Raw genomic sequence first — 26291 nt, forward strand, 5'->3', positions numbered from 1 at the left:
GGAGGGGCCTTGTTCGGGCACTATCCGGCGGCTGCTGCCGAACTCGCGATTACACCGTGAAGCCGAGGGCGCGCAGCTGCTCGCGGCCGTCCTCGGTGATCTTGTCCGGACCCCACGGCGGCATCCAGACCCAATTGATCTTCAGATCTTCCACCAGGCCGCTGCGTACCAGCGCGTTGCGCGACTGGTCCTCGATGACGTCGGTCAGCGGGCAGGCCGCCGAGGTCAGCGTCATGTCGAGGACCGCGATGTTCTCTTCCTCGACGCGCAACCCGTAGACCAGGCCGAGGTCTACGACATTGATGCCCAGTTCCGGGTCGACGACGTCGCGCATCGCCTCTTCGATGTCCTCGAGCAGTGTGGTGTCCTCGGCGGGCAGCTCGGGCAATTCTGCGGCCGGTTCGGTCTGCTCGGTGGCCGGTGTGTCGGTCATGACGCTATCCCCGTTTTCCATCGGACGGTTCAGTTCTCTTCCGCGGCCGGCGCGGGCTGCTCGGGGCCGATCCTGAGGACGGCGTCCTTGAACGCCATCCACCCGAGCAGCGCGCACTTCACCCGCGCTGGGTACTTCGAGACTCCCGCCAAGGCGATGCCGTCGCCGATCACGTCCTCGTCGCCTTCGATGGTGCCGCGGCTGGAGATCATCTCACTGTAGGAGTCGACCACCTTCAGCGCCTGTTGCACCGGGAGCCCGATCACCTGGTCGGTGAGAATCGAGGTCGCGGCCTGGCTGATCGAGCAACCTTGGCCGTCGTAGGAGACGTCGGTGACGTCACCGTTGTCGTCGAGCTGCACGCGCAGGGTCACTTCGTCGCCGCAGGTCGGGTTCACGTGGTGCACCTCGGCCCCGAACGGCTCGCGCAGCCCCCGGTTGTGCGGGTGCTTGTAGTGATCCAGGATCACTTCCTGGTACATCTGCTCCATGCGCATGACTTATGCAACCCCGAAGAAGCGCTGCGCCTTCCGCACCGCGGCGACCAGCGCGTCCACCTCGGCGAGAGTGTTGTAGACGGCGAAGGAGGCGCGCGCGGTCGCGGCGATGCCGAAACGCCGGTGCAGCGGCCACGCGCAGTGATGGCCCACCCGGATGGCGACGCCCTCGTCGTCCAGGATCTGCCCGACGTCGTGGGCGTGAATGCCGTCCACCACGAACGACACCGCGCCGCCGCGATCGACGTTCTCGGTGGGCCCGATGACCCGCACGCCGTCGATCCCGGCCAGCCCGTCCAGCGCCGCGCCGACCAGCGTGTGCTCGTGCGCGGCGACGGCGTCCATGCCGATCTCTTCCAGATACCGTACGGCCGCGCCCAATCCGACCACCTGCGAGGTCATCGGCACACCCGCCTCGAAGCGCTGCGGCGGCGGTGCGTAGGTGCTGTGGTCCATGAAGACCGTCTCGATCATGGACCCGCCGGTGATGAACGGCGGCATCTCCTCGAGCAGCGCGCGGCGGCCGAAGAGCACGCCGACGCCGGAGGGACCGAGCATCTTGTGCCCGGAGAACGCGGCGAAATCGACACCCAGCGAACGGAAGTCGACCGGCATGTGCGGCACCGACTGGCAGGCGTCGAGCACGACCAGCGCGCCCACCGCTTTCGCCCGGCGGACCAGCTCCTCGACCGGAGCCACGGCGCCGGTGACGTTGGACTGATGGGTGAACGCGACCACCTTGGTGGCGGGCGACAGTTCCAGCGAGTCCAGGTCGATGCGGCCGTCGTCGGTCACGCCGTACCACTTCAGCGTGGCGCCGGTGCGGCGGGCCAGCTCCTGCCAGGGCACCAGATTCGCGTGGTGCTCCAGCTCGGTGATGACGATCTCGTCGCCCGGGCCCACGTGGTGCGGGAACCGGTCGTCGGCGAACGCGTAGGTCACCAGGTTCAGCGACTCGGTGGCGTTCTTGGTGAACACGATCTCGCCCGCGTCCACTCCGACGAACCGCGCGATGTCGGCCCGCGCGCCCTCGTAGGCGTCGGTGGCCTCCTCGGCCAGCTGGTGCGCACCGCGATGCACCGCCGAGTTGCTGGTGATCAGGAAGTCGCGTTCGGCTTCGAGCACCTCGATCGGCCGCTGCGCGGTCGCGCCGGAGTCCAGGTACACCAACGGCTTCCCGTCCCGGACCGTGCGGTTCAGGATCGGGAAGTCGGCCCGGATGCGGGCGATGTCGAGGGTGCGGACCGTAGCGGTCATATCAGGCTCCAGCGGTAGCAGTCTGGGTGAAGCGGACGTAGCCGTTGGCGTCGAGTTCCTCGGCGAGCTCGGGGCCGCCCTCGGCGACGATGCGGCCGCCGACGAAGACGTGCACGAACTCCGGCTGGATGTAGCGCAGGATGCGGGTGTAGTGCGTGATCAGCAGGATGCCGCCGTTCTCGCGCTCCTTGTAGCGGTTGACGCCCTCGGAGACGATCCGCAGCGCGTCGACGTCGAGGCCGGAGTCGGTCTCGTCCAGGATCGCGATCTTCGGCGCGAGCAGGCCCAGCTGAAGGATCTCGTGGCGCTTCTTCTCACCGCCGGAGAAGCCCTCGTTCACGCTGCGCTCGGCGAAGGCGGCGTCGATTTCCAGTTCGCTCATCGACTCCTTCACCTCCTTGATCCAGTGCCGCAGCTTCGGGGCCTCACCGCGTACGGCGGTGGCGGCGGTACGCAGGAAGTTCGACATCGAGACGCCGGGCACCTCGACCGGGTACTGCATGGCGAGGAACAGGCCCGCACGGGCGCGCTCGTCCACCGACATCGCCAGCACGTCCTCGCCGTCCAGCGTGATCGAGCCGGAGGTCACCGTGTACTTCGGGTGACCGGCGATCGCGTAGGACAGCGTCGACTTGCCGGAGCCGTTCGGGCCCATGATCGCGTGCGTCTCACCGGATTTCACCGTGAGGTTCACGCCCTTGAGGATCGTGATGGGCTCGGCGGTCTCGTCGGGGTTGGCGACCTCGACGTGCAGGTCCTTGATTTCCAGGGTGGTCATCTAATTCCTTTGCCAGGTATGGGGTCGTTGATCAGGCGCCGATGGCGGCGAGTTCGGCCTCGATGGCCGCCTCCAGCCGCTCCCGGACCGCGGGCACCGCGATCTTCTGGATGATCTCGTGGAAGAAACCGCGCACCACCAGGCGGCGAGCGGCGTCCTCCGGAATGCCGCGGGCGCGCAGGTAGAACAGCTGCTCGTCGTCGAATCTGCCGGTGGCGGACGCGTGTCCGGCGCCGACGATCTCGCCGGTCTCAATCTCCAGGTTCGGCACCGAGTCCGCCCGCGCACCGTCGGTGAGCACCAGATTGCGGTTCACCTCGAAGGTGTCGGTGCCCTCGGCGGCGGCGCGGATGAGCACGTCGCCGACCCACACGGTGCGGGCGTCGCCCTTCGGCGAGTGTGGGTCGCCTTGCAGCGCGCCTTTGTACAGCACGTTCGACTTGCAGTGCGGCACCGCGTGGTCGACCAGCAGACGCTGCTCGAAGTGCTGGCCCGCGTCGGCGAAGTAGAGACCGAGCAGTTCGGCGTCGCCGCCGGGGCCGTCGTAGCGGACGTTGCCGGTCAGGCGCACCAGGTCGCCGCCGAGGGTGACCGCGGTGTGCCGCAAGGTGGCGTCGCGACCGAGCTCGGCGTGGTGCGCGGTGACGTGCACCGCGTCGTCGGCCCAGTCCTGCACGGCGACGACGGTCAGCGTGGCCGAATCGCCGAGCACGAATTCCACGTTCTCCGCGTAGGTTCCGCTGCCGCGCTGGTCGATGACCACGGTGGCCTTGGCGAAGGGCTCCAGCCGGATCTGCAGGTGGCCGTAGGCGGTCTTACCCTCGCCGGGCCCGGTGATCGTGACGGTCACCGGCTCGGCGACCTCGACCTCCTTGCCGACCGTCACGACGGTGGCCTGCTCGAAGCCCGAGTATGCCTGGGCGGCAACACGATCGGACGGCACGCCGCCCGCACCGAGCCGGGCGTCGGACCGGTCGACCGTCTCGACCGTGACGCCCTCGGCCGCGGCGACCTCGACGGTCGCGCGGCCATCGCGCACCGCGGTGCCGTCCTGCAGTCCGCGCAGGCGGCGCAGCGGGGTGAACCGCCACGCCTCGTCCTTGGCGGAGGGCACCTCGAAGGCGTTCACGTCGAACGATGTGAAGACCTCGCCCTTGTTGAGCGCAGGGGTACGAGCCTCGGCGGCTTCGGCTACGTTCTCCACGGCCATCAGCCGACGGCTCCTTCCATCTGCAGTTCGATCAGGCGGTTGAGTTCCAGCGCGTATTCCATGGGCAGTTCCTTGGCGATGGGCTCGACGAAGCCGCGCACCACCATGGCCATCGCCTCGTCCTCGGTGAGGCCGCGGCTCATCAGGTAGAACAGCTGGTCCTCGGAGACCTTCGAGACGGTCGCCTCGTGCCCCATGGTCACGTCGTCCTCGCGGATGTCGACGTACGGGTAGGTGTCCGAGCGGCTGATCGTGTCGACCAGCAGCGCGTCGCACTTCACCGTGGACCTCGAGCCGTGCGCACCCTTGTTCACCTGCACCAGGCCGCGGTAGGAGGCCCGGCCGCCACCGCGCGCCACCGACTTCGACACGATGGTCGAGGAGGTGTGCGGCGCGAGGTGCAGCATCTTGGCGCCGGTGTCCTGGTGCTGGCCCTCGCCGGCGAACGCCACCGACAGCACCTCGCCCTTGGCGTACTCACCGGTCATCCAGACCGCCGGGTACTTCATGGTGACCTTGGAACCGATGTTGCCGTCGATCCACTCCATGGTCGCGCCCGCCTCGGCCTTGGCCCGCTTGGTGACCAGGTTGTAGACGTTGTTCGACCAGTTCTGGATGGTGGTGTAGCGGCAGCGGCCGCCCTTCTTCACGATGATCTCCACCACCGCGGAGTGCAGCGAATCCGACTTGTAGATCGGCGCGGTGCAGCCCTCGACGTAGTGCACGTAGGCGCCCTCGTCGACGATGATCAAGGTCCGCTCGAACTGGCCCATGTTCTCGGTGTTGATCCGGAAGTAGGCCTGCAACGGGATGTCGACGTGCACACCCGGCGGCACGTAGATGAACGAACCGCCCGACCACACGGCGGTGTTCAGCGCGGAGAACTTGTTGTCACCGGCGGGGATCACCGAGCCGAAGTACCGCTGGAAGATCTCCGGGTGCTCGCGCAGGCCGGTGTCGGTGTCCAGGAAGATCACGCCCTGGGCCTCCAGATCCTCGCGGATCTGGTGATAGACGACCTCGGACTCGTACTGCGCGGCGACCCCGGCGACCAGCCGCTGCTTCTCCGCTTCAGGGATGCCCAGCTTGTCGTAGGTGTTCTTGATGTCCTCGGGCAACTCGTCCCAGGACGCGGCCTGCTTCTCGGTCGAGCGCACGAAGTACTTGATGTTGTCGAAGTCGATGCCGTCGAGGTTGGAGCCCCAGATCGGCATGGGCTTGCGATCGAAGATACGCAGGGCCTTGAGCCGCTGTTCCAGCATCCATTCCGGCTCGTTCTTCTTGGCCGAGATGTCGCGGACAACCGCGTCGGACAGGCCTCGTTGCGCACTGGCGCCGGCCACATCCGAATCGGCCCAGCCGTAACCGTATTTGCCCAGGGAAGCGATGGTCTCTTCCTGGGTGAGCGGTTGCACCTGGTCGGTGGTCGTCGTCATTCGGCACTCCTTCCGGAGTCGTTCGTTCGTTCCGCTGCGGGCTGTGCAGCGGCGGGTGCTGGAGTTTCGGTCCGGCCGGCGGGCAGGACGAGCAGCGGCACGTGCGTGGTGCACGCGCAGTCGCCGTTGGCGATCGTGGCCAGTCGCTGCACGTGGGTGCCGAGCAGCTCACGAAACGCCTCGAGCTCCGCCGCGCACAGCTGCGGGAACTCCTCGGCGACGTGCGCCACGGGGCAGTGGTGCTGACAGATCTGCACGCCCGCGCCCACCTTGCGGGTGGTAGCGGCGAACCCGGCGTCGGTGAATGCCTCGGCAATCTCCTCGGCCTTGGCCGTGGTCTGTTCCGTGGTGTGCTCACCGACGGGTTCGATCCCGGCCACGATAGTGCGTGCCCGGGAGCGGGCGAACTCGGTGATGGCCTGTTCGCCGCCGATCTCTCCGAGCTGCCGGATAGCGGCTCCGGCCAGATCGTCGTAGGCGTGGCCGAGTTTGCCGCGTCCGGCCGCGGTGAGCTGGTACTGCTTGGCCGGGCGGCCCCGGCCCTTCTGCTGCCAGGGCGCCGATCGGCCGGCCCGCGCCTGACCGGAGTCGATCAGGGCGTCCAAATGCCTGCGTACGCCGGCCGGGGCCAGGCCGAGCCGGTTCCCGATGGCGGTGGCGGTGATCGGTCCTTCTTCCAGCAGCAACTGGACGATGGCCGCTCGGGTATGCCCTTCGCCGCCGACCGCCGCGGGCGCAGCGACCGACCCGGCGTCGGCCCTGCGACCGGCTCCCGCGTCGTTCCTCCGCAAATCCACGGTTTTCACAACATCAGTGTGGCGGAATTCGTTCCCGAAATCTAATAAGGGTGCCCTGAGTCAGCGACCCCATCGACCTGCGCGGATCCCGACCGGCGGAAAACCGCAGTCGACCGTTCCGGCCAGGGGTCGCCCGGCCCGACACCTGGGCGCAGCACAACTTCCCGGGCTGACCTGCGCAGAGGAAACGCCGATCGGGCCCGATCGAGCGGAGCGAGCACGACCGCGACGGCCGGGCATCGCGCGCACGACCCACTCGCGCGGCCGGTTACCGGTACGGTCGGGCACGCAGTGCGATTGGTCACAGGCGCTCGGCGCCTCGCCGGCCGGGAAGTTCGGCCGCCTCGCTCGACGCCTTCGGACCGACCCCGGATATCCGCGCCGCGCCCGCAGCCGGAGGCGGCCACGTCGATCCGCCGCCTGACCTCCGAAACCATGCGTCGACCGTGCCGCCCGAGCGAGCCGGGTCCGGGTGGAACGAGCAGGGTCCGTTCGCGGTAGACGCACGCCGTTCGAACTAGGCTTCGTTGCGTGGCGGTACTGGACGGCGCGCGGCGCAGGACACTGGCGTTCGGGCGCCGGGCACTCGGATTGGACGTGCCCGCGGCCGATCACACGATCGCGGTGCTGCACCGCGACGAGTCGGAGGTGCCCGGACTCGATCGCACGGAGCTGGCGCAGCTCGACCGGATCCGCCTGATGGGCGCCACCGGTACGGTGCTGATGGCGATCAGCGCGCTGGGCATCGGCGCGCAGCCGGTGCACCAGAACCCCACCTCCGGCGTGCGCGTGCTCGGCATCTTCGCCCGCGCCCACACCGGCTCGCTGGCCATGTGCATGACCGGCACCGTCGTCGTGGTGCTGGCCTGGCTGCTGCTGGGCCGGTTCGCGGTGGGCGGCATCGGCGGCTCCCCGCTGCACCGGCTGACCCGCTCGCAGCTCGATCGCACGCTCTTGCTGTGGCTGATCCCGCTCAGCGTCGCTCCCCCGCTGTTCAGCAACGACGTCTACTCCTATCTGGCGCAGAGCGAGATCGCCGCGCGCGGCATCAACCCCTACGAAGAAGGGCCGGTGGCGGGACTGGGGATCGACAATGTCCTCACCAACAACGTCCCGACCATCTGGCGTGACACCCCCGCGCCCTACGGTCCGCTGTTTCTCTGGATCGGCCGCGGCATCGCCGAACTCACCGGCGACAACATCATCGCGGGCGTGTGGGTGCACCGGATCCTCGCGCTCGGCGGGGTCGCGCTGATCGTCTGGGCGCTGCCGCGGCTCTCGGTGCGCTGCGGCGTCGCGCCGGTGAGCGCGCTGTGGCTCGGCGCGGCCAACCCGCTGGTGCTGTTCCACCTGGTCGGCGGCGTACACAACGACGCCCTCATGCTCGGCTTGATGCTGGCGGGCATGGAGTTCTGCCTGCGCGCCATCGAGGACACCCACCCGTTCGACGGCCGCGCCTACGCCTGGCTGATCGGGGGCGCGATCATCATCACGCTGTCGTCGTCGATCAAGTTCACCTCGATCATCGCGCTCGGTTTCGTCGGCATGGCGCTGGCTCGACGATGGGGCGCCTCGCTGCGCACGGTCGCCATCGCGGCCGCCATGCTCGGCGCGATCGCCATCGGCACAACGCTTGTCATCAGTTCGGTGAGCGGTCTCGGCTTCGGCTGGATCTACACCCTGAACACGGCGAGCGTGGTACGCAGCTGGATGTCGCTGCCGACGGTGCTGGGCATCATCACCGGATTCGGCGGCGTGCTGCTCGGGCTCGGCGACCACACCACCGCCCTGCTGAGCATCACCCGCCCGATCGCGGCGCTGGTCGCGGCCTTCTTCACGGTGCGGATGCTGGTCGCCACCGGCACCGGGCGGCTGCACCCGGTCGGCGCGCTCGGCGTGGCGCTCGGCGCGATCGTGCTGCTGTTCCCGGTGGTGCAGCCCTGGTATCTGCTGTGGGCGATCGTCCCGATGGCCGCCTGGGCGACGCGGCCGGTGTTCCGTGTCCCCGCGGTGACGTTCTCGGCGATCGTGAGCGTGATCCTGATGCCGCGCGGCGCCGATCTCGAGGTGTTCCAGATCGTCGGCGCCGCGATCGCCACTGTGATCGTCGGGGTGCTGTTCATCGTGATCACGCGCAATTCGCTGCCCTGGCGCGGGCAGACGGGGGTGTCGGCTCCGTCACAGGTGCCCACCTCCTACGGTGTGACATCGTGAACGCACCCTCCGGACCCGCCGTCAGCGTCGACGGCGTCGTCAAGCGCTACGGCGACACCACGGCCGTGGACGGCCTGACGTTCGAGGTGGAACCGGCGCGGGTGCTTGCGCTGCTCGGCCCGAACGGCGCCGGCAAGACCACGACCGTGGAGATGTGCGAGGGATTCGCCGCGCCGGACGCGGGCACGGTGCGCGTGCTCGGCTTGGACCCCGTCACCGATTCCGAACGCTTGCGCCCTCGCATCGGCGTCATGCTGCAAGGCGGCGGCGCGTACCCCGGCGCGCGGGCGGGTGAGATGCTCGACCTCGTGGCCGCCTACTCCGCGGATCCACTCGACCCCGACTGGCTGCTGCGCACGCTCGGCCTCCAGGACAACCGCCGCACCCCGTACCGCCGGCTCTCCGGCGGCCAGCAGCAGCGGCTCGCCCTCGCCTGCGCGCTGGTCGGCAAGCCGGAGATCGTATTCCTCGACGAGCCCACCGCGGGACTGGACGCCCAGGCCCGGTTGATCGTGTGGGAGCTGATCGACGCCCTGCGCCGCGACGAGGTGACCGTCGTGCTGACCACGCACATGATGGACGAGGCCGAGCAGCTCGCCGACCAGCTGCTGATCATCGACCACGGCCGCATCGTCGCCTCCGGCACCCCGGCCGAGGTCACCGCTCACGGCGCGGCCGGGCAGCTGCGCTTCTGCGCGCCGCCGAGACTGAACCTGGAACTGCTGGCCAACGCCCTGCCCGAGGGCTTCGCGCCCCGGGAGACCACGCCGGGCACCTATCTGGTGGAGGGCGAGATCAATCCGCAAGTGCTCGCCACCGTGACCGCGTGGTGCGCGCGCATGAACGTACTGGCCACCGACATCCGGATCGACCAGCGCCGCCTCGAGGACGTCTTCCTCGAACTGACCGGACGGGACCTGCGCGGATGAGTGAGCACAACCGGACCGCCAACCGTTTCGCGCCGGGCACCTTCACCCCCGCCCCGCGTCCGAACACCCGCGCCGCGATGCTGCTGGCCCAGACCAGACTCGAGCTGATCCTGTTGCTGCGCAACGGCGAGCAACTGCTGCTGACGATGTTCATCCCGATCACCCTGCTGGTCGGTCTGAGCCTGCTGCCGTTCGGCGACCTCGGCGCGCACCGGGTGGACAAGATCGTGCCCGCGGTGATGATGGTGGCCGTCATGTCCACCGCGTTCACCGGTCAGGCCATCGCGGTGGGCTTCGACCGGCGCTACGGTGCGCTCAAAAGGCTCGGTGCGACGGCGCTGCCGCGCTGGGGCGTCATCGCGGGCAAATGCGCGGCCGTGCTCATCGTGGTGGTGCTGCAAGCCGTGCTGCTCGGCCTCATCGGCGTGGCGCTGGGCTGGCGTCCGGAACCGCTCGGGTTGCTGCTGGGCGCGGCGGTGATCGCACTCGGCACCGCGACGTTCGCGGCGCTGGGCCTGCTGCTCGGCGGCACCCTCAAGGCCGAGGTGGTGCTCGCGCTGGCGAACATCCTGTGGTTCGTCATGCTCGCCGTCGCCAGCGTCGTGTTCGCCTCCGAGGACCTGCCCACGGCGGTGAGCGTGCTCGCCCGGCTGGTGCCGTCGGGGGCGCTGGCGGAAGCGCTGGAAAGCGCGCTGGAAAACAGCGTCGACTGGTTCGGGATCACCGTGCTCGCGGTGTGGGGCGCGGTGTCGGGCGTCGCGGCCGCCCGCCTGTTCCGCTTCCACTGAGCGTCAACGACGAAATGTAGTAGACCAGATGAAGCCGCCGGATCCGGCCCGGCTACCATTTTCGACATGCTGTATCGCGCGTTCTTGCGACTCGTCGATAAACTGCCGCTGCCCTCGTCACGGGTGCAGCGCCTGATCGCGCTGGCTGTCATCCTTTCCCAGGCGGGCATCTCGGTGACCGGCGCCGTCGTGCGGGTCACCGCGTCCGGCTTGGGCTGCCCGACCTGGCCGCAGTGCTTCCCCGGCAGCTTCACACCGGTCGCGGTGTCGGAGGTCCCGGCCCTCCACCAGGCGGTCGAATTCTCCAACCGGTTGCTCACGTTCGTGGTCACGCTGTGCGCGGCGGCGATCGTGCTGGCGGTCACCCGGGCGCGCCGCCGCCGCGAGGTGCTGGTGTACGCGTGGCTGATGCCCGGCGGCACCGTCGTGCAGGCGGTCATCGGCGGCATCACGGTGCGCACCGGACTGCTGTGGTGGACGGTCTCGACGCACCTGCTCGCGTCCATGGTGATGGTGTGGCTCGCGGTGGTGCTGTACGCGAAGATCGGCGAACCCGACGACGGCATCGACACCGTGCAGGCTCCCGCCCCGCTGCGCCGGCTCACCGCGCTGGCCGGAGTCGCGCTGGCGGCGGTTCTGATCGCGGGCACGTTGGTGACCGCCGCCGGTCCGCACGCGGGCGACAAGAGCATCGAACGTCCGGTCGAGCGGTTGCAGGTCGAGATCGTCACCCTGGTGCATCTGCACTCACAGCTGCTGGTCGGCTACCTCGCGCTGCTGATCGGCTTGGCGTTCGGCCTGTTCGCGGTCGGCATCGCACCCGCCGTGCGCACCCGCCTGTTCGTGCTGCTCGGGCTGGTGTGCGCGCAAGGGCTGGTCGGCGTCGTGCAGTACTTCACCGACGTCCCCGCGGCACTGGTCGTCGTGCACGTCGGCGGGGCCGCGGCGTGCACCGCCGCCACCGCCGCGCTGTGGGCTTCGCTGCGCACCCGGGAGCGGGTCACCGCACCGACGCCGGACACCGCCGCGCAGGCGGCCTGAACGAATTGCCGCGTGAACCGTGATCGTCCGGCCCGAACGAACCGGGCGATACAGGGCGTGACCGCTGCCCGCGCTGCTCTCTTCGCGACTCCGAGACTCCGCGGGCCTGACCCGCCGCGCTGCGATCCGAGCGCGTTCCGCCGCGCTCGACGGTAGCGTGGTCGATCGTGTCCACGCCGCAAACCGATGTGCCGCAGCCTTTTCCCGAGATACAGCCGTATGCCCACGGGCTGCTCGATGTCGGAGACGGACAGCGGATCTACTGGGAGACCAGCGGTAACCCGGACGGGAAACCGGCGCTGGTGGTGCACGGCGGACCGGGCGGCGGCGGACGGCGCGGCTCGCGGAAGAGTTTCGACCCGGCGGCCTACCGGATCGTCCTGTTCGATCAGCGTGGCTGCGGCGAAAGCCTGCCGCATGCCTCCGACCCCTCGGTCGAGCTCACCCACAACACCACCCAGCACCTGATCGCGGACATGGAACGGCTGCGCGAACACCTCGGGATCGACCGGTGGTTGCTCTTCGGCGGTTCCTGGGGCTCGACCCTGATCCTCGCCTACGCCCAGCGCTACCCGCATCGAGTCAGCGAGATCGTGCTCGTCGGGGTGACGATGACCCGGCCAGAGGAGATCGACTGGCTCTATCGCGACGTCGCGCGACTGCTGCCCGAGCAGTGGGAGACCTTCCGCACCGGCGTTCCGCTCGCCGACCGACACGGCGACCTCGTCGACGCCTATCGACGGCTGATCGAGAGCCCCGACGCGCGGACCCGCGAGTCGGCGGCGCGGCGGTGGTGCGCCTGGGAGGATGCGGTGATCGCGCACGAAAACCTGGGCAGACCAGGGCAGTACAGCGCCAAGCCGGACGCCGGGCGGCTGGCCTTCGTGCGGATCTGCACGCACTACTTCGCCAACGCGGCGTGGCTCGAGGACGGGCAGTTGCTGCGCGACGTGCACCGGCTGACCGGAATTCCCGGCGTGCTGATCCACGGCAGACTCGACCTGAGCGCCCCGCTGTACACCGCTTGGCAGCTGGCCCAGGCATGGCCCGACGCGGAACTCCAGGTCATCGACGATTCCGGGCATACCGGCAGCCCCGCGATGGGGGCCGCCGTCCTGCGGGCGGTCGCACGGTTCGCCGGTTAGGCGTACCTCCGCCTTCGCTGCGGCCATGCGCGGACTGAGGACGGACTACGTCCGGCTGCGCCCATCAGGCGTACCTCCGCCTTCGCTGCGGCCATGCGCGGACTGAGGACGGACTATGTCCGACCGCACCCATTAGGCGTACCTCCGCCTTCGCTCCGGCCATGCGCGGGACTGAGGACGGACTACGTCCGGCGGCGCCCATTAGGCGTACCTCCGCCTTCGCTCCGGCCATGCGCGGGGCTGAGGACGGACTACGTCCGACCGCACCCATTAGGTTCTGCCGCGCGGGCCGGTCGGCTCACGCTCTCCGTCGATGCCGACCACCCGCTGGAGCGCGCGCAGGTCTGCGTCGAGTGTCCGGTACAGCCAATAGACGGCGACGAACGCGAGTCCGCCGACCGCGCACAATCCCAGGACCGAGTCACGCACCAGCGGAAGTTCGTAGGGTTCGAGCAGGCTGAATCCGGCCAGTACCCCGACCAACGGTACGGAGGCCGTCACCGCGAGATACACCGTGGTTCTGCGGCGCAACATGCGGATGTCGCCGAAGTCGTGTGCCGTCGCGCGGCTGTAGCGCAGATAGACCGGATAGACACAGCGGACGATGTAGAACGTCGACAGAAAGAACGTGTAGGCAACGGAGATGACGGCCGCCATGACCACGGTCATCGCCGCATGGACCACCAGCCGAGCCGGAAGGTCGGTCGACCGCAGGCACAGCAACACCCCGGTCGCGGTTGCCGTGATCCCGGTCTGAAAGGTGTTCAGCGCGCACATGTCACCCCAGAACAGCGTTCGGGAGCGCACTCGCGCGAGCAGTGCCTCGTCGTAACGTCTGCCCGCGCGCAAGCCGCGGGGAACCGCGAGCAGATCACGCGACATGTATGCGTAGATGAGGACCGACAGCGGGCCCGCGATCAGGACGAACACGTACACGCCCAGGTTGAGCTGCGCATTGGTGGCATCGGGCAGTCGCTCTCGGATCAGTTCCTGGACGTGCACGGCCAGATAGATCGTCGCCAGTCCGACGCCGACGAGCGAGGACAGCCACAAGATCGGGGTGGGCCGGCGCGACAGTCGCGCGCGCCAACTGTCCGGGGGTGGATAGACGAGATCACGGGCCCGCTGCTCCAGGCAGAGGTCGAGCTGCTGCGCCAATTCCCAGCCGGACGAATAGCGGTCCGCGCGGTCGGGCGACAGACACTTCAGCAGCACTCGGCGCAGTGCCATCGGGCAATCCGGGGGAAGCTCCGACACGAATGCCGGCGCGATGGGTCTGCGCCGCAGTTCGAGCATGCGAGCCAGGGACGCCTGCGACTCGCCCGCGCCCTTCTCGTCCGCGAACGGCCTGCGCCCGGTGAGCAGTTCCCACAGCATCACCGCGAGTGCGAAGAGGTCGCTGCGGGTGTCGAGGTCGGTGGCGCTGCCCGGCAGGTCGGGGTGACAGGCTTCCAGCTGTTCGGGCGACATGTACGCCAGCGATCCACCGAAGTACGCCAGCGGGCTGGTGCCCTTCACCCGATCGCTGAAGCTGACGTTGAAGTCGGCCAGCTTGGGAATTCCCTCGGCGCTCAACAGCACGTTCGCGGGTTTGATGTCTCGATGCAGTACTCCCCGTTCGGAGGCGTGCTGCAATGCGTCCGCGAGCCGCCGGCCCAGCCAGGCCACGGTCTCGGGCCAGGTCAGCGTCGCGATCCGGGTCCGGACGGCCGACTCGGTGGGCCGGACTTCGCCCTTGTCGGCGAGTACTCTGTCGACGGCATCGAGCAACAGTTGCCCGCCGCGCCGCTGCGGAGGTGTCGCGCGGGATAGGCGCAGCAGGTCCAGCAGCGTTCCACCCGGCAGGTACTGCATATAGAGCAGCTTCAGCTCGCGATCGGCGATGAGCCGCTGGTCGAAGATGCGCACGATGTATTCGTGGTCCAGCTGGGCGAGCGTCTGCGGTTCGTTGCCGTGATTGTGGGAGATCTTCACCGCGACGAGTCGTTGCATGGATTGCTGCCGGGCGAGGTAGACGTGTGCGAACGCGCCGGTCCCGATCCGCATGAGCAGGTCGAAATCGTCGACCTGGTCGCCGACCTCGATGGCATCGAGCGCGACTTGGGCGCTCGGGCGCGCGATCATCGTGCTGCGGTAGTCGCCGGTGAGCTCGTCGACGTCCGGGCCGGCCGCCGCGGCGGCGGCCATATCGGCCGCCGCGGCGTGGTCGCTGCGGCGCATGGCGTGGAATTCCTCGTAGACCAGGTCCCGGGGCAGCGGGCCGTTACGCAGCTCAGGGAATTCCGCACGATAGTCGATCAGTCTCTTGGGGCAGTGATGGCGAAGCCAGCGGTTTTCGAGGTCGACCTTGATCAGCTCGATCAGTGCCGTGCGCCGCTGGGCCTGCTCACCGGGCAAGTAGGCGGACAGGTCGGGCGGAGACCCGGATGCCCACGCCGCGGAGAACCGCGCCACGACGGCGGCAAGCTCCGCACGGGTCCGCTCGGCGGAATCGACCGGATCGGCCCATTCGCGCATCGGTAGCTCGGAATCAGCCGTGATCACTCACTCGGCGACTACCGGCGAGGAAACCCAGTGTCGTACGTCTCCCACATCGCCTCCTCACTACGGGAACTCCCAGCTCAAGAGTATCGCTCCGAGGATGAGACCCGCGTGCGGGCGGCGAAGGTCTTAGGTCCTCCCAATCGGGGGCCACCGGCTCCGGTGCGGGCAGCCGGTCGGCTGGGACCGTGAGAGCCGACACTCCCGAAGCCGAGAATCGGAGCAAAAATGAGCGCACCAGCCGACCGTCAGTCGATCGTCGTCGGAATCGACGGCAGCCCGACCGCTGTGGGCGCGGCACGCTGGGCCGGGGCCATCGCGAACCGGCAGCACGCCGCGTTAATGCTGCTCGGCGTCGTTCCCACGATCGATTACCCCATGACCTCCTTCGCTCTGGCCGAGGTCGACCTGCTACCCGAACTCCGATCGGCGGCGGAGCAGAAGGTCGAGCACGCGTTCGAGGCCGTGCGGGCCGAGCAGCCCGACGTCGAGATCCGCCGGATCGTCGAGAACGGCGTGCCCGCGCGCGAGCTGATCGAGCACAGCAAACGCGCGCGCATGGTGGTCGTCGCGGCGAAATCCCAGGACCGGCTGTCCACGCTGCTGCTCGGCTCCACCGCGCTCACGGTCGCGAACAAGGCGGCCTGTCCGGTGACCGTCTGGCGGGGCAGGCTCGACCGCCCACAGCCGGACGAGCGGCCGGTACTCGTCGGTGTCGACGGGAGTCCCGGATGTTCCGCCGCGATCGGCGAAGCGTTCGAACTGGCGTCCGCGCTGGGCGTCGGCGTGATCGCCGTGCACGCGTGGAACGACCCGGATCTGCTGCAATGGACCCCGGTCCCCGACGCCTGGGAGACGCTGGCCCAGCAGGAGGAGGAACTGCTGTCCGAACGCATGGCCGGATGGAGCGAGAAATACCCGGATGTCGTCGTCACCAAGGTGGTACGGAAAGCCACGCCCGCGGAGGCCTTGCTCGGGGACGAGGACGCGCAACTGGTGCTGACCGGCAACCGCGGGCACAACCGGCTCACTGGGCTCCTGCTCGGATCCACGAGCCAGAATCTGCTGCACCACGCACAGCGTCCGGTGGTGATCTGCCGTGAACGGTAGGACCGTGGGCGGTCGCACCCGCCGCGTGCCCGGCCCGTCCTCGTCCGAGCGCCACGATACGGACCTCGCACCCCTCGGCCCGGTGGCGGAGATCCTGGGCTTGGTGATGGTGGTCGTCGCCCTCTCCGCATCGACCAGGATCCCCGGCTGGGCGTCGGATTACGGCATCATGGTGATCGCCGCCGCCATCCTCTATCTCGCCGTGGCCGCCGGGCTGGTGCGCTGGGGAATCGGCCGGCGGCACGATCCTCACCGCGACACCTGAGTGCGCCATCGGTCATGGTTGCGGGAACAGTCGCTCGTTCGGCAGGCGCGGCGAGCCGGCCGGATCACCGGCGCGGCACCACCCGCGCGAGATCGACGTCCACACCGCGGTGCTCGCTCGCGTCGTCCCTGATCGAGTACGGCGGATAGTCGCCGCGCGGCGACAGGCTGGGCAACGATCAGTTCTCGTTGCGCGCCTTGGGGAAGCGGGCCTGCTTGGCGACCCAGCCCGCCATCTTGGCCCAGTGGCCCTTGCGGGGGGTGACGATCGAGGTGAGTTCACGATCCCATTCGTCGGCCTCGGTGAGACCGTCGATCGTGGCGACGAGCTCCTTGGCCGTCTCCAGGCCCGGGACCACCCGGTCACCGAGCACACCGTCGGCGCCGACCAGGGTGACTCGCACACCCGCGCGACCGATCGGCTGGAGCACGGCCGTGGCCGAACGTCCGTGATCGGCGACGAACCCCTTGACGGACTCGACGAGGGCACCCGACAGCTTCTGCGGCGCCGTGGCGGTCTGAGAACTCATGGGACGCAGTTTACCGACCGGTAGGCGGCGCGCCCGCCCCTCGGGTGTAGAACTGGAACCCATGCACGCCATCCAGGTTTCCGAGCACGGTGGTCCCGAGGTCCTGAAGTACGTGGAGGTGCCCGATCCGCGGATCGCGCCGGATCAGCTCCTGGTCGATACGCAGGCGATCGGTATCAACTTCATCGATACCTACATCCGCACCGGGCGTTATCCGCAGGCGGTCCCCTACATCCCGGGTGCGGAGGGCACCGGCGTCGTCACCGAGGTAGGCTCGGCGGTCACCGGCTTCGCGGTGGGCGACCGGGTGGCCTGGGCCGACGCGTCGGGCAGCTACGCCCCCAAGGTGGCGGTACCCGCCGCCGTCGCCATCCGGGTACCGGACGACGTCGAGCCTCCCGTCGCCGCGTCGGCCCTGTTGCAGGGCATGACCGCGCACTACCTCATCGAGTCCGTCTATCGGCCCGAGGCCGGCGAGACGGTCCTCGTACACGCGGGCGCGGGCGGCGTCGGGCTGATCCTCACCCAACTCCTCACCGCGCGCGGCGTCCGGGTGATCACGACGGTCTCCTCCGACGAGAAGGCGACGCTGTCCAGCGCGGCGGGAGCCGCCGAGGTGCTGCGCTACGGCGACGACCTCGCCGACCGGGTGCGCGAACTCACCGGCGGCGTCGGCGTGGCGGCGGTCTACGATGGCGTCGGCGCGGCGACCTTCGAGTCCAGCATCGCCGCGCTGCGCGTGCGTGGCATGCTCGCCCTGTTCGGGGGCGCGAGCGGTCCGGTGCCGCCGTTCGACCTGCAGCGGCTCAGCTCGGCCGGTTCGCTGTTCGTCACCCGTCCCACGTTGGGGCATTACATCCGGGACCGTGCCGAACTCACCTGGCGCGCGGGTGATGTCTTCGACGCTATCGCGCGCGGCACCCTGAACATCCGGATCGGCGCGACCTACCCGCTCGCCGACGCCGAGCAGGCCCACCGCGACCTCGAAGACCGCAAGACCACCGGTTCGATCGTCCTGCTTCCGTGAGCCGCGGGCGGTAGGTCGGATACAGCTCGTTCTCGCACGGGCGCCCGGTCCCACCGGCCTCGGCATCGTCGACATCAGCTACCGTGACCCGGCCGAGCGCGATGCGCCGGACGGGTACGCGGGCTCCGTCGCGGCCGAGGACACCCGGGTGCTCGTCCGGCCGGACGGCTACACCCGCGCGCTCAGCTGAAGAAGCTGCCGATGGTGTCCCAGCCGAGCACGGAGTCCACCGCGAGGCCGCAGAACACCACGGCCAGGTAGTTGTTCGACTGGAGGAACAGCCGCAGCGGCTTCACCGACTCGCCCCGCCGCACGCCCGCGTACAGCTGGTGCGCCATGAGCAGGAACCACGCTCCGGCCACCAGCGCCACGGCCGCGTAGATCACGCCGGTGGCGGGCACCAGGGCGAGCGTGGTGAGCACGGTCAGCCAGGTGTAGACGACGATCTGCTTGGTGACGGTCCGCTCGGTGGCGACCACCGGCAGCATCGGCACGCCCGCCGCGCGATAGTCCTCCTTGTAGCGCATGGCCAGCGCCCAGGTGTGCGGCGGCGTCCAGAAGAAGATGACGCCGAACAGCGCGATGGCGGGCCAGCCGATGCCGCCGGTCACCGCCGACCACCCCACCAGCACGGGCATACAGCCGGCCGCGCCGCCCCACACCACGTTCTGCGACGTGCGGCGTTTGAGACCGAGCGTGTAGACGAAGACGTAGAACAGGATCGTCGCGACGACCAGCAGGCCGCTGAGCAGGTTGGCCTGCCACCACAGCCAGGCGAACGAGCCGATGCCGAGCGCGACGCCGAACACGAAGGCGTTGCGGGTCGGCACCGCCTCCCGGGCCAGCGGCCGCTTGGCGGTGCGCTTCATGACCTTGTCGATATCGGCGTCCGCGACGCAGTTGAGCGTGTTCGCGCTCGCCGCGCCCATCCAGCCGCCGAACAGGGTCGCGAGGATCAGGCGGATATCGACGGTGCCGCGATCGGCCAGCAGCATGGTCGGGATGGTGGCGACGAGCAGCAGCTCGATGACCCTGGGCTTGGTCAGCGCGACGTAGGCCAGCACCCGTCGCATCAGCCGGGACGGTAGGCCGGGACCCGGGAACCGGTCGGCCAGCGTCGTCGCGGAGGAACCGTGCGCACCATCGCCACCCGGCTGTTGCCCAATCCGCACTGTCTCTCCTCGCACGCTGTGCTCGCATCCGGCATCGACCAGCAGTGCACTCGTCCCGGTGGTACGGGTGCGCCCGCGCCGGACTTCCGTCCGCCCCGGCGCCCTTCCGACCGGTGCGGCGCGACTACTACTACAAAGGATGGTAGACCCTCGCCGCGCTCGCCCCTCCCGTCGCCCCGCGCTACCGCGCCGGACTGTGACGGGCCCGACTGCTCTCGCCACGCCGCTGTGGCAGGTTTCGCCGGGCACCTACGGCTACTCCGCACCACCCGGTCCGGAGCCGCTCGCCCTTCCTCCGCCGCGTCCTCGACCGGCACGCCGAGCCGTGCGCCGTTGTTCCGCGCAGGCGTCGTCCGCCCCCTCTTCGACACCCGACCTGCACGGCCGAGGCGCAGTGGGCGCCGCGAAACCAACACAGGGTGAGTGGTGTACCGGTCAGCGGGCACATCTAGGGTAAGTGGGTATATCCGGTTAGCCCGCCGTAGCTGCCGCGCGATCATCGCCGTCAGAAACCCCGCCCGCCGCCGACGAACCAATGTCAGGAGAACCTCGGTCGTGTCGATCACAGACGACATCCGCGCCCTCACTCAGCCGAACCACCCGGACGACTGGACGGATCTCGACACCAAGGCTGTCGACACCATCCGGGTGCTGGCCGCCGAGGCGGTGCAGAACGCCGGCAACGGTCACCCCGGCACCGCGATGAGCCTGGCGCCGCTGGCGTACACGCTCTACCAGCGGACCATGCGCATCGACCCGAGCGATCCGAGCTGGGTCGGCCGGGACCGGTTCGTGCTGTCGGCCGGTCACTCCAGCCTGACCCAGTACATCCAGCTGTACCTGGCCGGTTACGGTCTGGAACTCGACGACCTGAAGAACCTGCGCAAGTGGGGCTCGCTCACCCCGGGCCACCCCGAATTCCGGCACACCGACGGCGTCGAGATCACCACCGGCCCACTCGGCCAGGGCCTGGCCTCCTCGGTCGGCATGGCGATGGCGGCGCGTCGCGAGCGCGGCCTGTTCGATCCCGCCGCCGCGCCGGGCACGAGCCCGTTCGACCACTTCATCTACGTCATCGCCTCCGACGGTGACCTCGAGGAGGGGGTCACCTCCGAGGCGTCGTCGCTCGCCGGCACCCAGCAGCTGGGCAACCTGGTGGTGATCTACGACGACAACAAGATCTCCATCGAGGACGACACGACCATCGCGTTCACCGAGGACGTCGCCAAGCGCTACGAGGCCTACGGCTGGCACGTGCAGGTGGTCGAAGGCGGCGAGGACGTCGTCGCCATCGAGGCCGCGCTGGAAGCCGCCAAGGCCGAGACCGGCAAGCCCTCGATCATCGTGCTGCGCACCATCATCGGCTACCCCGCCCCCAGCAAGATGAACACCGGCACCGCCCACGGCGCGGCGCTGGGCGCCGACGAGGTGGCCGCCACCAAGAAGATCCTCGGCTTCGACCCGGACAAGAGCTTCGACGTGGACCCGGCCGTCCTCGAGCACACCCGCAAGGTCGTCGAGCGCGGCCGCACAGCGCACGAGGAGTGGCAGCGGTCGTTCGACGCGTGGGCCGCGGCCAACCCGGAGAACAAGGCGCTGTTCGACCGCCTGTTCGCGCGGCGGCTGCCGGAGAACTGGACCTCGAATCTGCCCAGCTACGAACCGGATCCGAAGGGCATGGCCACCCGCAAGGCGTCCGGCAAGGTGCTCGCCGCGCTGGCGCCGGTGCTGCCGGAGCTGTGGGGCGGTTCGGCCGACCTGGCCGAGTCCAACAACACCACCATGCCCGACCAGCGCAGCTTCGGGCCGGAGTCGATCTCCACCGGCATGTGGAAGGCCGATCCGTACGGCCGCACCCTGCACTTCGGTGTGCGCGAGCACGCCATGGGCGCGATCCTCAACGGCATCGCGCTGCACGGCCCGACCCGTCCGTACGGCGGCACCTTCCTGGTGTTCAGCGACTACATGCGCCCCTCGGTGCGACTGGCCGCGCTGATGCGCGTGCCCGCGATCTACGTCTGGACCCACGACTCCATCGGTCTCGGCGAAGACGGCCCCACGCACCAGCCGATCGAGCACCTGGCCGCGCTGCGCGCCATCCCGGGCCTCAACGTGGTCCGTCCGGGTGACGCCAACGAGACCACTTACGCCTGGCGCACCATCCTGGAGCACGACAGCAGCGAGCACAGCTCGCACTTCTCGGTGTCCGAGCCGCCGCACCAGGACGGCCCGTCCGGGCTGGCGCTGACCCGCCAGGATCTGCCGATTCTCGAGGGCACCAGCTACGAAGGCGTGTCGAAGGGCGGCTACATCCTTGCCGAGGCGTCCACGGGCACACCGCAAGTGATCCTGATCGCCACCGGTTCGGAGCTCCAGCTCGCCGTCGCCGCCCGCATTACGCTGGAGGAGCAGGGCATCGCCACCCGCGTGGTGTCGATGCCGTGCGTGGAGTGGTTCGACGCGCAGGACAAGGCTTACCGGGACGATGTGCTTCCGCCCGCGGTCGCCGCGCGCGTCGTCGTCGAAGCCGGTATCGCCATGCCGTGGCACCGGTTCGCCGGTGACGCGGGCGAGATCGTGTCGATCGAGCACTTCGGCGCCTCCGCCGACTACAAGACCCTGTTCCGCGAATTCGGCTTCACTCCGGAAGCCGTCGTTGCCGCCGCGCAGCGCACGCTCGAGAACGTGAAGGGATAAGCGCTCATGGCTCAGAACGAGAATCTCGCCGCCCTCTCGGCGGCGGGAGTGTCCGTATGGCTGGACGATCTGTCCAGGGACCGGATCCGCTCCGGCAACCTGCTCGAGCTGATCGAGACCCGATCCGTCGTCGGGGTCACCACCAACCCGACGATCTTCCAGGGTGCGCTCAGCCAGGGCCACACCTACGACGGCCAGCTGAAAGAGCTTGCCGCGCAAGGCGCCGACGCCGACGCCGCGATCCGCACCATCACCACCGATGACGTCCGCGCCGCCTGTGACGTGTTCGCTCCGGTCTTCGAGGCGACCGGCGGCGTGGACGGCCGGGTCTCCATCGAGGTCGACCCGCGCTTGGCGTTCGACTCCGACAAGACCATCGCGCAGGCGGTCGAACTGTGGAAGATCGTCGACCGGCCCAACCTGTTCATCAAGATCCCCGCCACCGAGGAGGGCCTGCCCGCCATCACGGCCGTGATCGCGGAGGGCATCAGCGTCAACGTCACGCTGATCTTCTCGGTGCAGCGCTACCGCGCGGTGATGGGCGCCTACCTGGAGGGTGTGAAGAAGGCCAAGATCGCCGGTCACGACCCGGCCAAGATCCATTCCGTCGCTTCCTTCTTCGTCTCCCGCGTGGACACCGAGATCGACAAGCGACTGGAGGCGCTCGGCACCGAGGAGGCGCTCGCGCTGCGCGGCCGGGCGGGCATCGCCAACGCCCGCCTGGCCTACGCCGAGTACCAGGACGTGTTCGACGGCGGCGAGCACACCTCCACGTACCTGAACCTGGCGGCGTCGGGCGCGAATCGGCAGCGTCCGCTCTGGGCGTCGACCGGCGTCAAGAACCCGGACTACCCCGACACGATGTACGTCACCGAGTTGGTCGCCCCCAACACGGTGAACACGCTGCCGGAGAAGACACTGCAGGCGGTCGCCGATCACGGCGCGATCGCCGGCGACACGGTCAGTGGCAAGGCCCAGGAGGCCCAGGATGTCTTCGATCGGCTCGCCGCGGTGGGTATCGACCTCGACGACGTGTTCGCGGTGCTCGAGCGCGAGGGCGTGGACAAGTTCGAGAAGTCCTGGGAGGAGCTGCTTTCCGCCACCGCCGACGAGCTGAAGTCGGCGTCGACCGGGAACGGCTGACTGATGGCCGGGACAGCGTCCGAGGATCGGCCCGACGCGGCCGAATGGCACAACCCGCTGCGGGACAAACGGGACAAACGGCTTCCGCGCATCGCCGGTCCGTGCAGCATGGTCATCTTCGGCGTCACGGGTGACCTGTCTCGGAAGAAGCTGATGCCGGCCATCTACGACCTGGCGAACCGGGGGCTGTTGCCCCCGGCCTTCGGTTTGGTCGGCTTCGCGCGCCGCGACTACGCGGACGAGGACTTCGCGCAGGTGGTGCTGGAGGCGGTCAAGGCGCACGCGCGTACCCCGTTCCGCCAGGAGGTCTGGGATCAGCTGCTGGAGGGCATCCGGTTCGTCCAGGGCACCTTCGACGACGACGCGGCCTTCGACCGGCTCGCCGACACCCTGACCACACTGGACAAGGAGCGCGGCACCGGCGGCAATCACGCGTTCTATCTGTCCATCCCGCCGAACATGTTCCCGCTCGTGCTCGATCAGCTCTGCGCGCACGGCCTGGCCCAGACCACCGGGCCCGACGCGGCACGCAAGCCCTGGCGGCGGGTGGTGATCGAGAAACCCTTCGGGCACGACCTGGCGAGCGCGCAGGAGCTCAACGCGCTGGTCAACGGGGTGTTCCCCGAGGAGCGGGTCTTCCGCATCGACCACTATCTGGGCAAGGAGACGGTGCAGAACATCCTCGCGCTGCGCTTCGCCAACCAGCAGTACGAGCCGATCTGGAACGCCAACTTCGTCGATCACGTGCAGATCACGATGGCCGAGGACATCGGCCTCGGCGGACGCGCGGGCTACTACGACGGCATCGGCGCCGCGCGGGACGTGATCCAGAATCACCTGCTGCAACTACTGGCCCTCACCGCCATGGAGGAGCCGATCAGCTTCGAGCCCAAGCAGTTGCAGACCGAGAAGATCAAGGTGCTCTCGGCAACCCGGCTCATCGAACCGCTGGACGAGACCACCGCGCGCGGCCAGTACACCGAGGGCTGGCAGGGCAGCGAGCACGTAGTCGGGCTGTTGCAGGAAGAAGGCTTCGACCCGAACTCGAAGACCGAGACCTACGCCGCGATCCGGCTGGAGATCGACACCCGCCGCTGGGCGGGTGTTCCCTTCTTCCTGCGCACTGGGAAACGACTTGGCCGCAGGGTCACCGAGATCGCGGTGATCTTCAAGCGGGCGCCGCACCTGCCGTTCGACCAGACCATGACCGAGGAACTCGGGCAGAACGCGCTGGTCATCCGGGTGCAGCCGGACGAGGGCATCACCACGCGGTTCGGCTCGAAGGTGCCGGGCTCCAGCATGGAGGTGCGCGACGTCAACATGGACTTCAGCTACGGCGAGGCGTTCACCGAGTCCTCGCCCGAGGCCTACGAACGACTGATCCTCGACGTGCTGCTCGGGGAACCGTCGCTGTTCCCGGTGAACGCGGAGGTCGAATTGTCCTGGCGCATCCTCGATCCCGTGCTCGAGCACTGGGCCGGCGACGGCAGGCCGGAACCGTACGAGGCGGGCACCTGGGGTCCGTCGTCGGCGGACGAGATGATCGCTCGCACCGGGCGGGAATGGCGGCGCCCGTGATCGTCGACATGCCCGACACCAAGACCGGCGAGGTCACCAAGCGCATCGTGCAGCTGCGCGAGAGCAACGGTGTGATCACCATGGGCCGGGTGCTCACGCTGGTGGTGTGCACGCTGGACAGTTCCGAGGCCGAGGACGCGATCGAAGCGGCGAACGAGGCCAGCCGCGAGCACCCCTGTCGCGTGGTGGTGCTCGCGCGCGGCGCCCGGGAGGCCGCCACCCGGCTGGACGCGCAGATCCGGGTGGGCGGCGACGCGGGGGCGGCCGAGGTCATCGTGCTGCGGCTGCAAGGTGAGTTGGTCAGCCACGAGAGCAGCGTCGTCACCCCGTTCCTGCTACCGGATACGCCGGTGGTGGCCTGGTGGCCGCGGGGCGCGCCGGATTTCCCGGCCAGGGATTCGGTGGGCCGCCTGGCGGGCCGCCGCATCACCGACGCCACGTTCGCGGCCGATCCCCAGGCGGCGATCAAGCGACGGCTGCGGTCCTATGCCAGCGGCGACACCGATCTGGCGTGGAGCCGGATCACCTACTGGCGGGCGCTGCTGGCGTCGGCCATGGACGAGCCGCCGTTCGAGACGGTGGATTCGGTGACGGTGTCCGGGCTGCGCGACGAACCCGCCCTGGACATGCTGGCCGGTTGGCTGTCCGCCCGGCTCGGCTGCCCGGTGTACCGGCGGACCGGACCGCTGCGGGTGGAACTGCGTCGTCCCACCGTCTCCATCGCGATCGAACGACCGCAGACCGGCCGCACCGCGACACTGACCCGCACTGGCGAGCCGGTGCAGCGGATCGCGCTGGCGCGCCGGGAAACTCGTGACTGCCTCGCCGAAGACCTGCGCAGGCTGGACGCCGACGAGATCTACGCCGATGCGCTGGCCGGAATCGAAAGGGTGATCTATGAGTGAGCACACCGATTCGCCGTTCCCCAGCGACACCGTCGAGGTGCACCTGGACACCGAGTCGCTGCTGGCCGCCGCGGCGGCCCGCTTCGTCTCGGTCGTCGTCGCCGCGCAGGCCGAGCGCGGTTCCGCGTCGGTCGTGCTGACCGGCGGCGGCACCGGCATCGCCCTGCTCGAGCAGGTGCGCAAGTCGCCCGGCGCTATCGACTGGTCCAGAGTCGAGGTGTTCTGGGGCGACGAGCGTTTCGTGCCGGCCAACGACCCGGAGCGCAACGACCTGCAAGCCAGGCAGGCGCTACTCGATCACGTGCCGGTGGACGCGGCCCGGGTGCATCCGGTGGCCGCCTCCGACGGCGAGTACCCCGATCCGGTGGAGGCCGCGGCCGAGTACTCCGCGACAGTGCACGCCTACCTCGCCGAACACGGCGCGTTCGATCTGCACCTGCTCGGCATGGGCGGTGACAGCCACGTGAATTCACTGTTCCCGGACACCGACGCGGTGCGGGAGGAGCACGAACTCGTCGTCGCCGTCACGAATTCGCCGAAACCACCGCCGGTCCGGGTGACGCTCACCCTGCCCGCGATCCGCCGCAGCAGGCATGTCGTGCTGGTGGTCGGCGGCGCGGCCAAGGCCGAGGCAGTCGCCGCGGCCATCGGCGGCGCGGATCCGGTGGACGTTCCCGCGGCGGGCGCGACGGGCATCGAGTCGACCACCTGGCTGCTGGATCAGGAGGCCGCGTCCGCTCTGCGCTGAGCGGTCACTGTCACCGACCGGGATCAGCTCGTGAATTTGCCCGCAATACCG

Annotated in this window: 23 protein-coding genes; 13 read left to right on the plus strand and 10 right to left on the minus strand. The window is 69.1% G+C overall.

What is annotated here, in order from left to right:
- Positions 1-49: 49 nt before the first annotated feature.
- The 7 genes from ACT89H_RS09605 to ACT89H_RS09635 are packed head-to-tail and all read right to left on the minus strand — an operon-like array spanning position 50 to position 6408.
- Positions 50-433 (minus strand): metal-sulfur cluster assembly factor, encoded by a 384-nt coding sequence (locus ACT89H_RS09605; protein ID WP_445108163.1) that lies wholly within the window; start codon positions 431-433, stop codon positions 50-52.
- A gap of 29 nt (positions 434-462) precedes the next feature.
- Positions 463-930: a Fe-S cluster assembly sulfur transfer protein SufU gene (sufU, locus tag ACT89H_RS09610; protein WP_445108164.1), complete on the minus strand. Its 468-nt coding sequence runs from the start codon at positions 928-930 to the stop codon at positions 463-465.
- Positions 931-933: 3 nt separating this feature from the next.
- A complete protein-coding gene (locus tag ACT89H_RS09615) occupies positions 934-2187 on the minus strand; it encodes a cysteine desulfurase (protein ID WP_445108165.1) in 1254 nt (417 codons plus the stop codon).
- 1 nt (position 2188) lies between these two features.
- Positions 2189-2965 carry a Fe-S cluster assembly ATPase SufC gene (gene sufC, locus ACT89H_RS09620; RefSeq protein WP_445108166.1) on the minus strand — a complete coding sequence of 259 codons (777 nt, stop codon included), beginning with the start codon at positions 2963-2965 and terminating at the stop codon, positions 2189-2191.
- Positions 2966-2996: 31 nt separating this feature from the next.
- Positions 2997-4175: a Fe-S cluster assembly protein SufD gene (gene sufD, locus ACT89H_RS09625; RefSeq protein ID WP_445108167.1), complete on the minus strand. Its 1179-nt coding sequence runs from the start codon at positions 4173-4175 to the stop codon at positions 2997-2999.
- On the minus strand, positions 4175-5611 hold the full coding sequence (gene sufB / locus ACT89H_RS09630) for a Fe-S cluster assembly protein SufB (RefSeq protein ID WP_445108168.1): 1437 nt from the start codon (positions 5609-5611) through the stop codon (positions 4175-4177). The genes sufD and sufB overlap by 1 nt, the downstream gene beginning before the upstream one ends.
- Positions 5608-6408 (minus strand): helix-turn-helix transcriptional regulator, encoded by an 801-nt coding sequence (locus ACT89H_RS09635; protein ID WP_445108272.1) that lies wholly within the window; start codon positions 6406-6408, stop codon positions 5608-5610. The genes sufB and ACT89H_RS09635 overlap by 4 nt, the downstream gene beginning before the upstream one ends.
- Before the next feature lie 531 nt (positions 6409-6939).
- Here ACT89H_RS09635 and mptB point away from each other — a divergent pair.
- The 5 genes from mptB to pip all read left to right on the plus strand — a co-directional run bounded on the left by mptB (position 6940) and on the right by pip (position 12525).
- The gene (gene mptB, locus ACT89H_RS09640; protein ID WP_445108169.1) at positions 6940-8622 is read left to right on the plus strand and encodes a polyprenol phosphomannose-dependent alpha 1,6 mannosyltransferase MptB; all 1683 of its coding nucleotides are present in this window, start codon (positions 6940-6942) and stop codon (positions 8620-8622) included.
- Positions 8619-9551 carry an ABC transporter ATP-binding protein gene (locus ACT89H_RS09645; protein WP_445108170.1) on the plus strand — a complete coding sequence of 311 codons (933 nt, stop codon included), beginning with the start codon at positions 8619-8621 and terminating at the stop codon, positions 9549-9551. The genes mptB and ACT89H_RS09645 overlap by 4 nt, the downstream gene beginning before the upstream one ends.
- Entirely contained in the window at positions 9548-10339 is a 792-nt protein-coding gene (locus ACT89H_RS09650; RefSeq protein WP_445108171.1) for an ABC transporter permease, read from the plus strand. The genes ACT89H_RS09645 and ACT89H_RS09650 overlap by 4 nt, the downstream gene beginning before the upstream one ends.
- A 66-nt stretch (positions 10340-10405) precedes the next feature.
- Positions 10406-11380 (plus strand): COX15/CtaA family protein, encoded by a 975-nt coding sequence (locus tag ACT89H_RS09655; RefSeq protein ID WP_445108172.1) that lies wholly within the window; start codon positions 10406-10408, stop codon positions 11378-11380.
- A 167-nt stretch (positions 11381-11547) separates the two neighbouring features.
- Entirely contained in the window at positions 11548-12525 is a 978-nt protein-coding gene (gene pip, locus ACT89H_RS09660) for a prolyl aminopeptidase (protein ID WP_445108173.1), read from the plus strand.
- Between the two features lie 270 nt (positions 12526-12795).
- On the opposite strand, the gene ACT89H_RS09665 is transcribed toward pip, so the two are convergent.
- On the minus strand, positions 12796-15042 hold the full coding sequence (locus ACT89H_RS09665; RefSeq protein WP_445108174.1) for a protein kinase domain-containing protein: 2247 nt from the start codon (positions 15040-15042) through the stop codon (positions 12796-12798).
- Between the two features lie 252 nt (positions 15043-15294).
- Between ACT89H_RS09665 and ACT89H_RS09670 the strand changes: the two genes are divergently transcribed.
- Both ACT89H_RS09670 and ACT89H_RS09675 read left to right on the plus strand, forming a co-directional pair.
- Positions 15295-16176, plus strand: a complete 882-nt coding sequence (locus tag ACT89H_RS09670; protein WP_445108175.1) for a universal stress protein — start codon at positions 15295-15297, stop codon at positions 16174-16176.
- Positions 16177-16180: 4 nt separating this feature from the next.
- Positions 16181-16441: a hypothetical protein gene (locus ACT89H_RS09675; protein ID WP_445108176.1), complete on the plus strand. Its 261-nt coding sequence runs from the start codon at positions 16181-16183 to the stop codon at positions 16439-16441.
- A 178-nt stretch (positions 16442-16619) separates the two neighbouring features.
- On the opposite strand, the gene ACT89H_RS09680 is transcribed toward ACT89H_RS09675, so the two are convergent.
- On the minus strand, positions 16620-16970 hold the full coding sequence (locus ACT89H_RS09680; RefSeq protein WP_445108177.1) for a hypothetical protein: 351 nt from the start codon (positions 16968-16970) through the stop codon (positions 16620-16622).
- A 61-nt stretch (positions 16971-17031) separates the two neighbouring features.
- Here ACT89H_RS09680 and ACT89H_RS09685 point away from each other — a divergent pair, with 61 nt between their 5' ends.
- Positions 17032-17997 (plus strand): quinone oxidoreductase family protein, encoded by a 966-nt coding sequence (locus ACT89H_RS09685; RefSeq protein WP_445108178.1) that lies wholly within the window; start codon positions 17032-17034, stop codon positions 17995-17997.
- 182 nt (positions 17998-18179) lie between these two features.
- Here ACT89H_RS09685 and ACT89H_RS09690 read toward each other — a convergent pair whose 3' ends face one another.
- Positions 18180-19169, minus strand: coding sequence for a heme o synthase (locus tag ACT89H_RS09690; RefSeq protein WP_445108179.1), 990 nt, complete (start codon positions 19167-19169; stop codon positions 18180-18182).
- A gap of 555 nt (positions 19170-19724) precedes the next feature.
- Here ACT89H_RS09690 and tkt point away from each other — a divergent pair.
- From tkt to pgl, 5 genes are read left to right on the plus strand one after another with little or no spacing between them, the layout of a single operon-like run.
- Entirely contained in the window at positions 19725-21866 is a 2142-nt protein-coding gene (gene tkt / locus ACT89H_RS09695; protein ID WP_445108180.1) for a transketolase, read from the plus strand.
- 6 nt (positions 21867-21872) lie between these two features.
- The gene (gene tal, locus ACT89H_RS09700) at positions 21873-23009 is read left to right on the plus strand and encodes a transaldolase (RefSeq protein WP_445108181.1); all 1137 of its coding nucleotides are present in this window, start codon (positions 21873-21875) and stop codon (positions 23007-23009) included.
- Positions 23010-23012: 3 nt separating this feature from the next.
- Positions 23013-24587, plus strand: coding sequence for a glucose-6-phosphate dehydrogenase (gene zwf / locus ACT89H_RS09705; RefSeq protein ID WP_445108182.1), 1575 nt, complete (start codon positions 23013-23015; stop codon positions 24585-24587).
- The gene (opcA, locus tag ACT89H_RS09710) at positions 24584-25492 is read left to right on the plus strand and encodes a glucose-6-phosphate dehydrogenase assembly protein OpcA (RefSeq protein WP_445108273.1); all 909 of its coding nucleotides are present in this window, start codon (positions 24584-24586) and stop codon (positions 25490-25492) included. The genes zwf and opcA overlap by 4 nt, the downstream gene beginning before the upstream one ends.
- Complete coding sequence (gene pgl, locus ACT89H_RS09715) at positions 25485-26240, plus strand: 6-phosphogluconolactonase (protein ID WP_445108183.1); 756 nt, start codon at positions 25485-25487, stop codon at positions 26238-26240. The genes opcA and pgl overlap by 8 nt, the downstream gene beginning before the upstream one ends.
- The last annotated feature ends 51 nt before the right edge of the window (positions 26241-26291 follow it).

It is taken from the genome of Nocardia aegles (assembly GCF_052545135.1).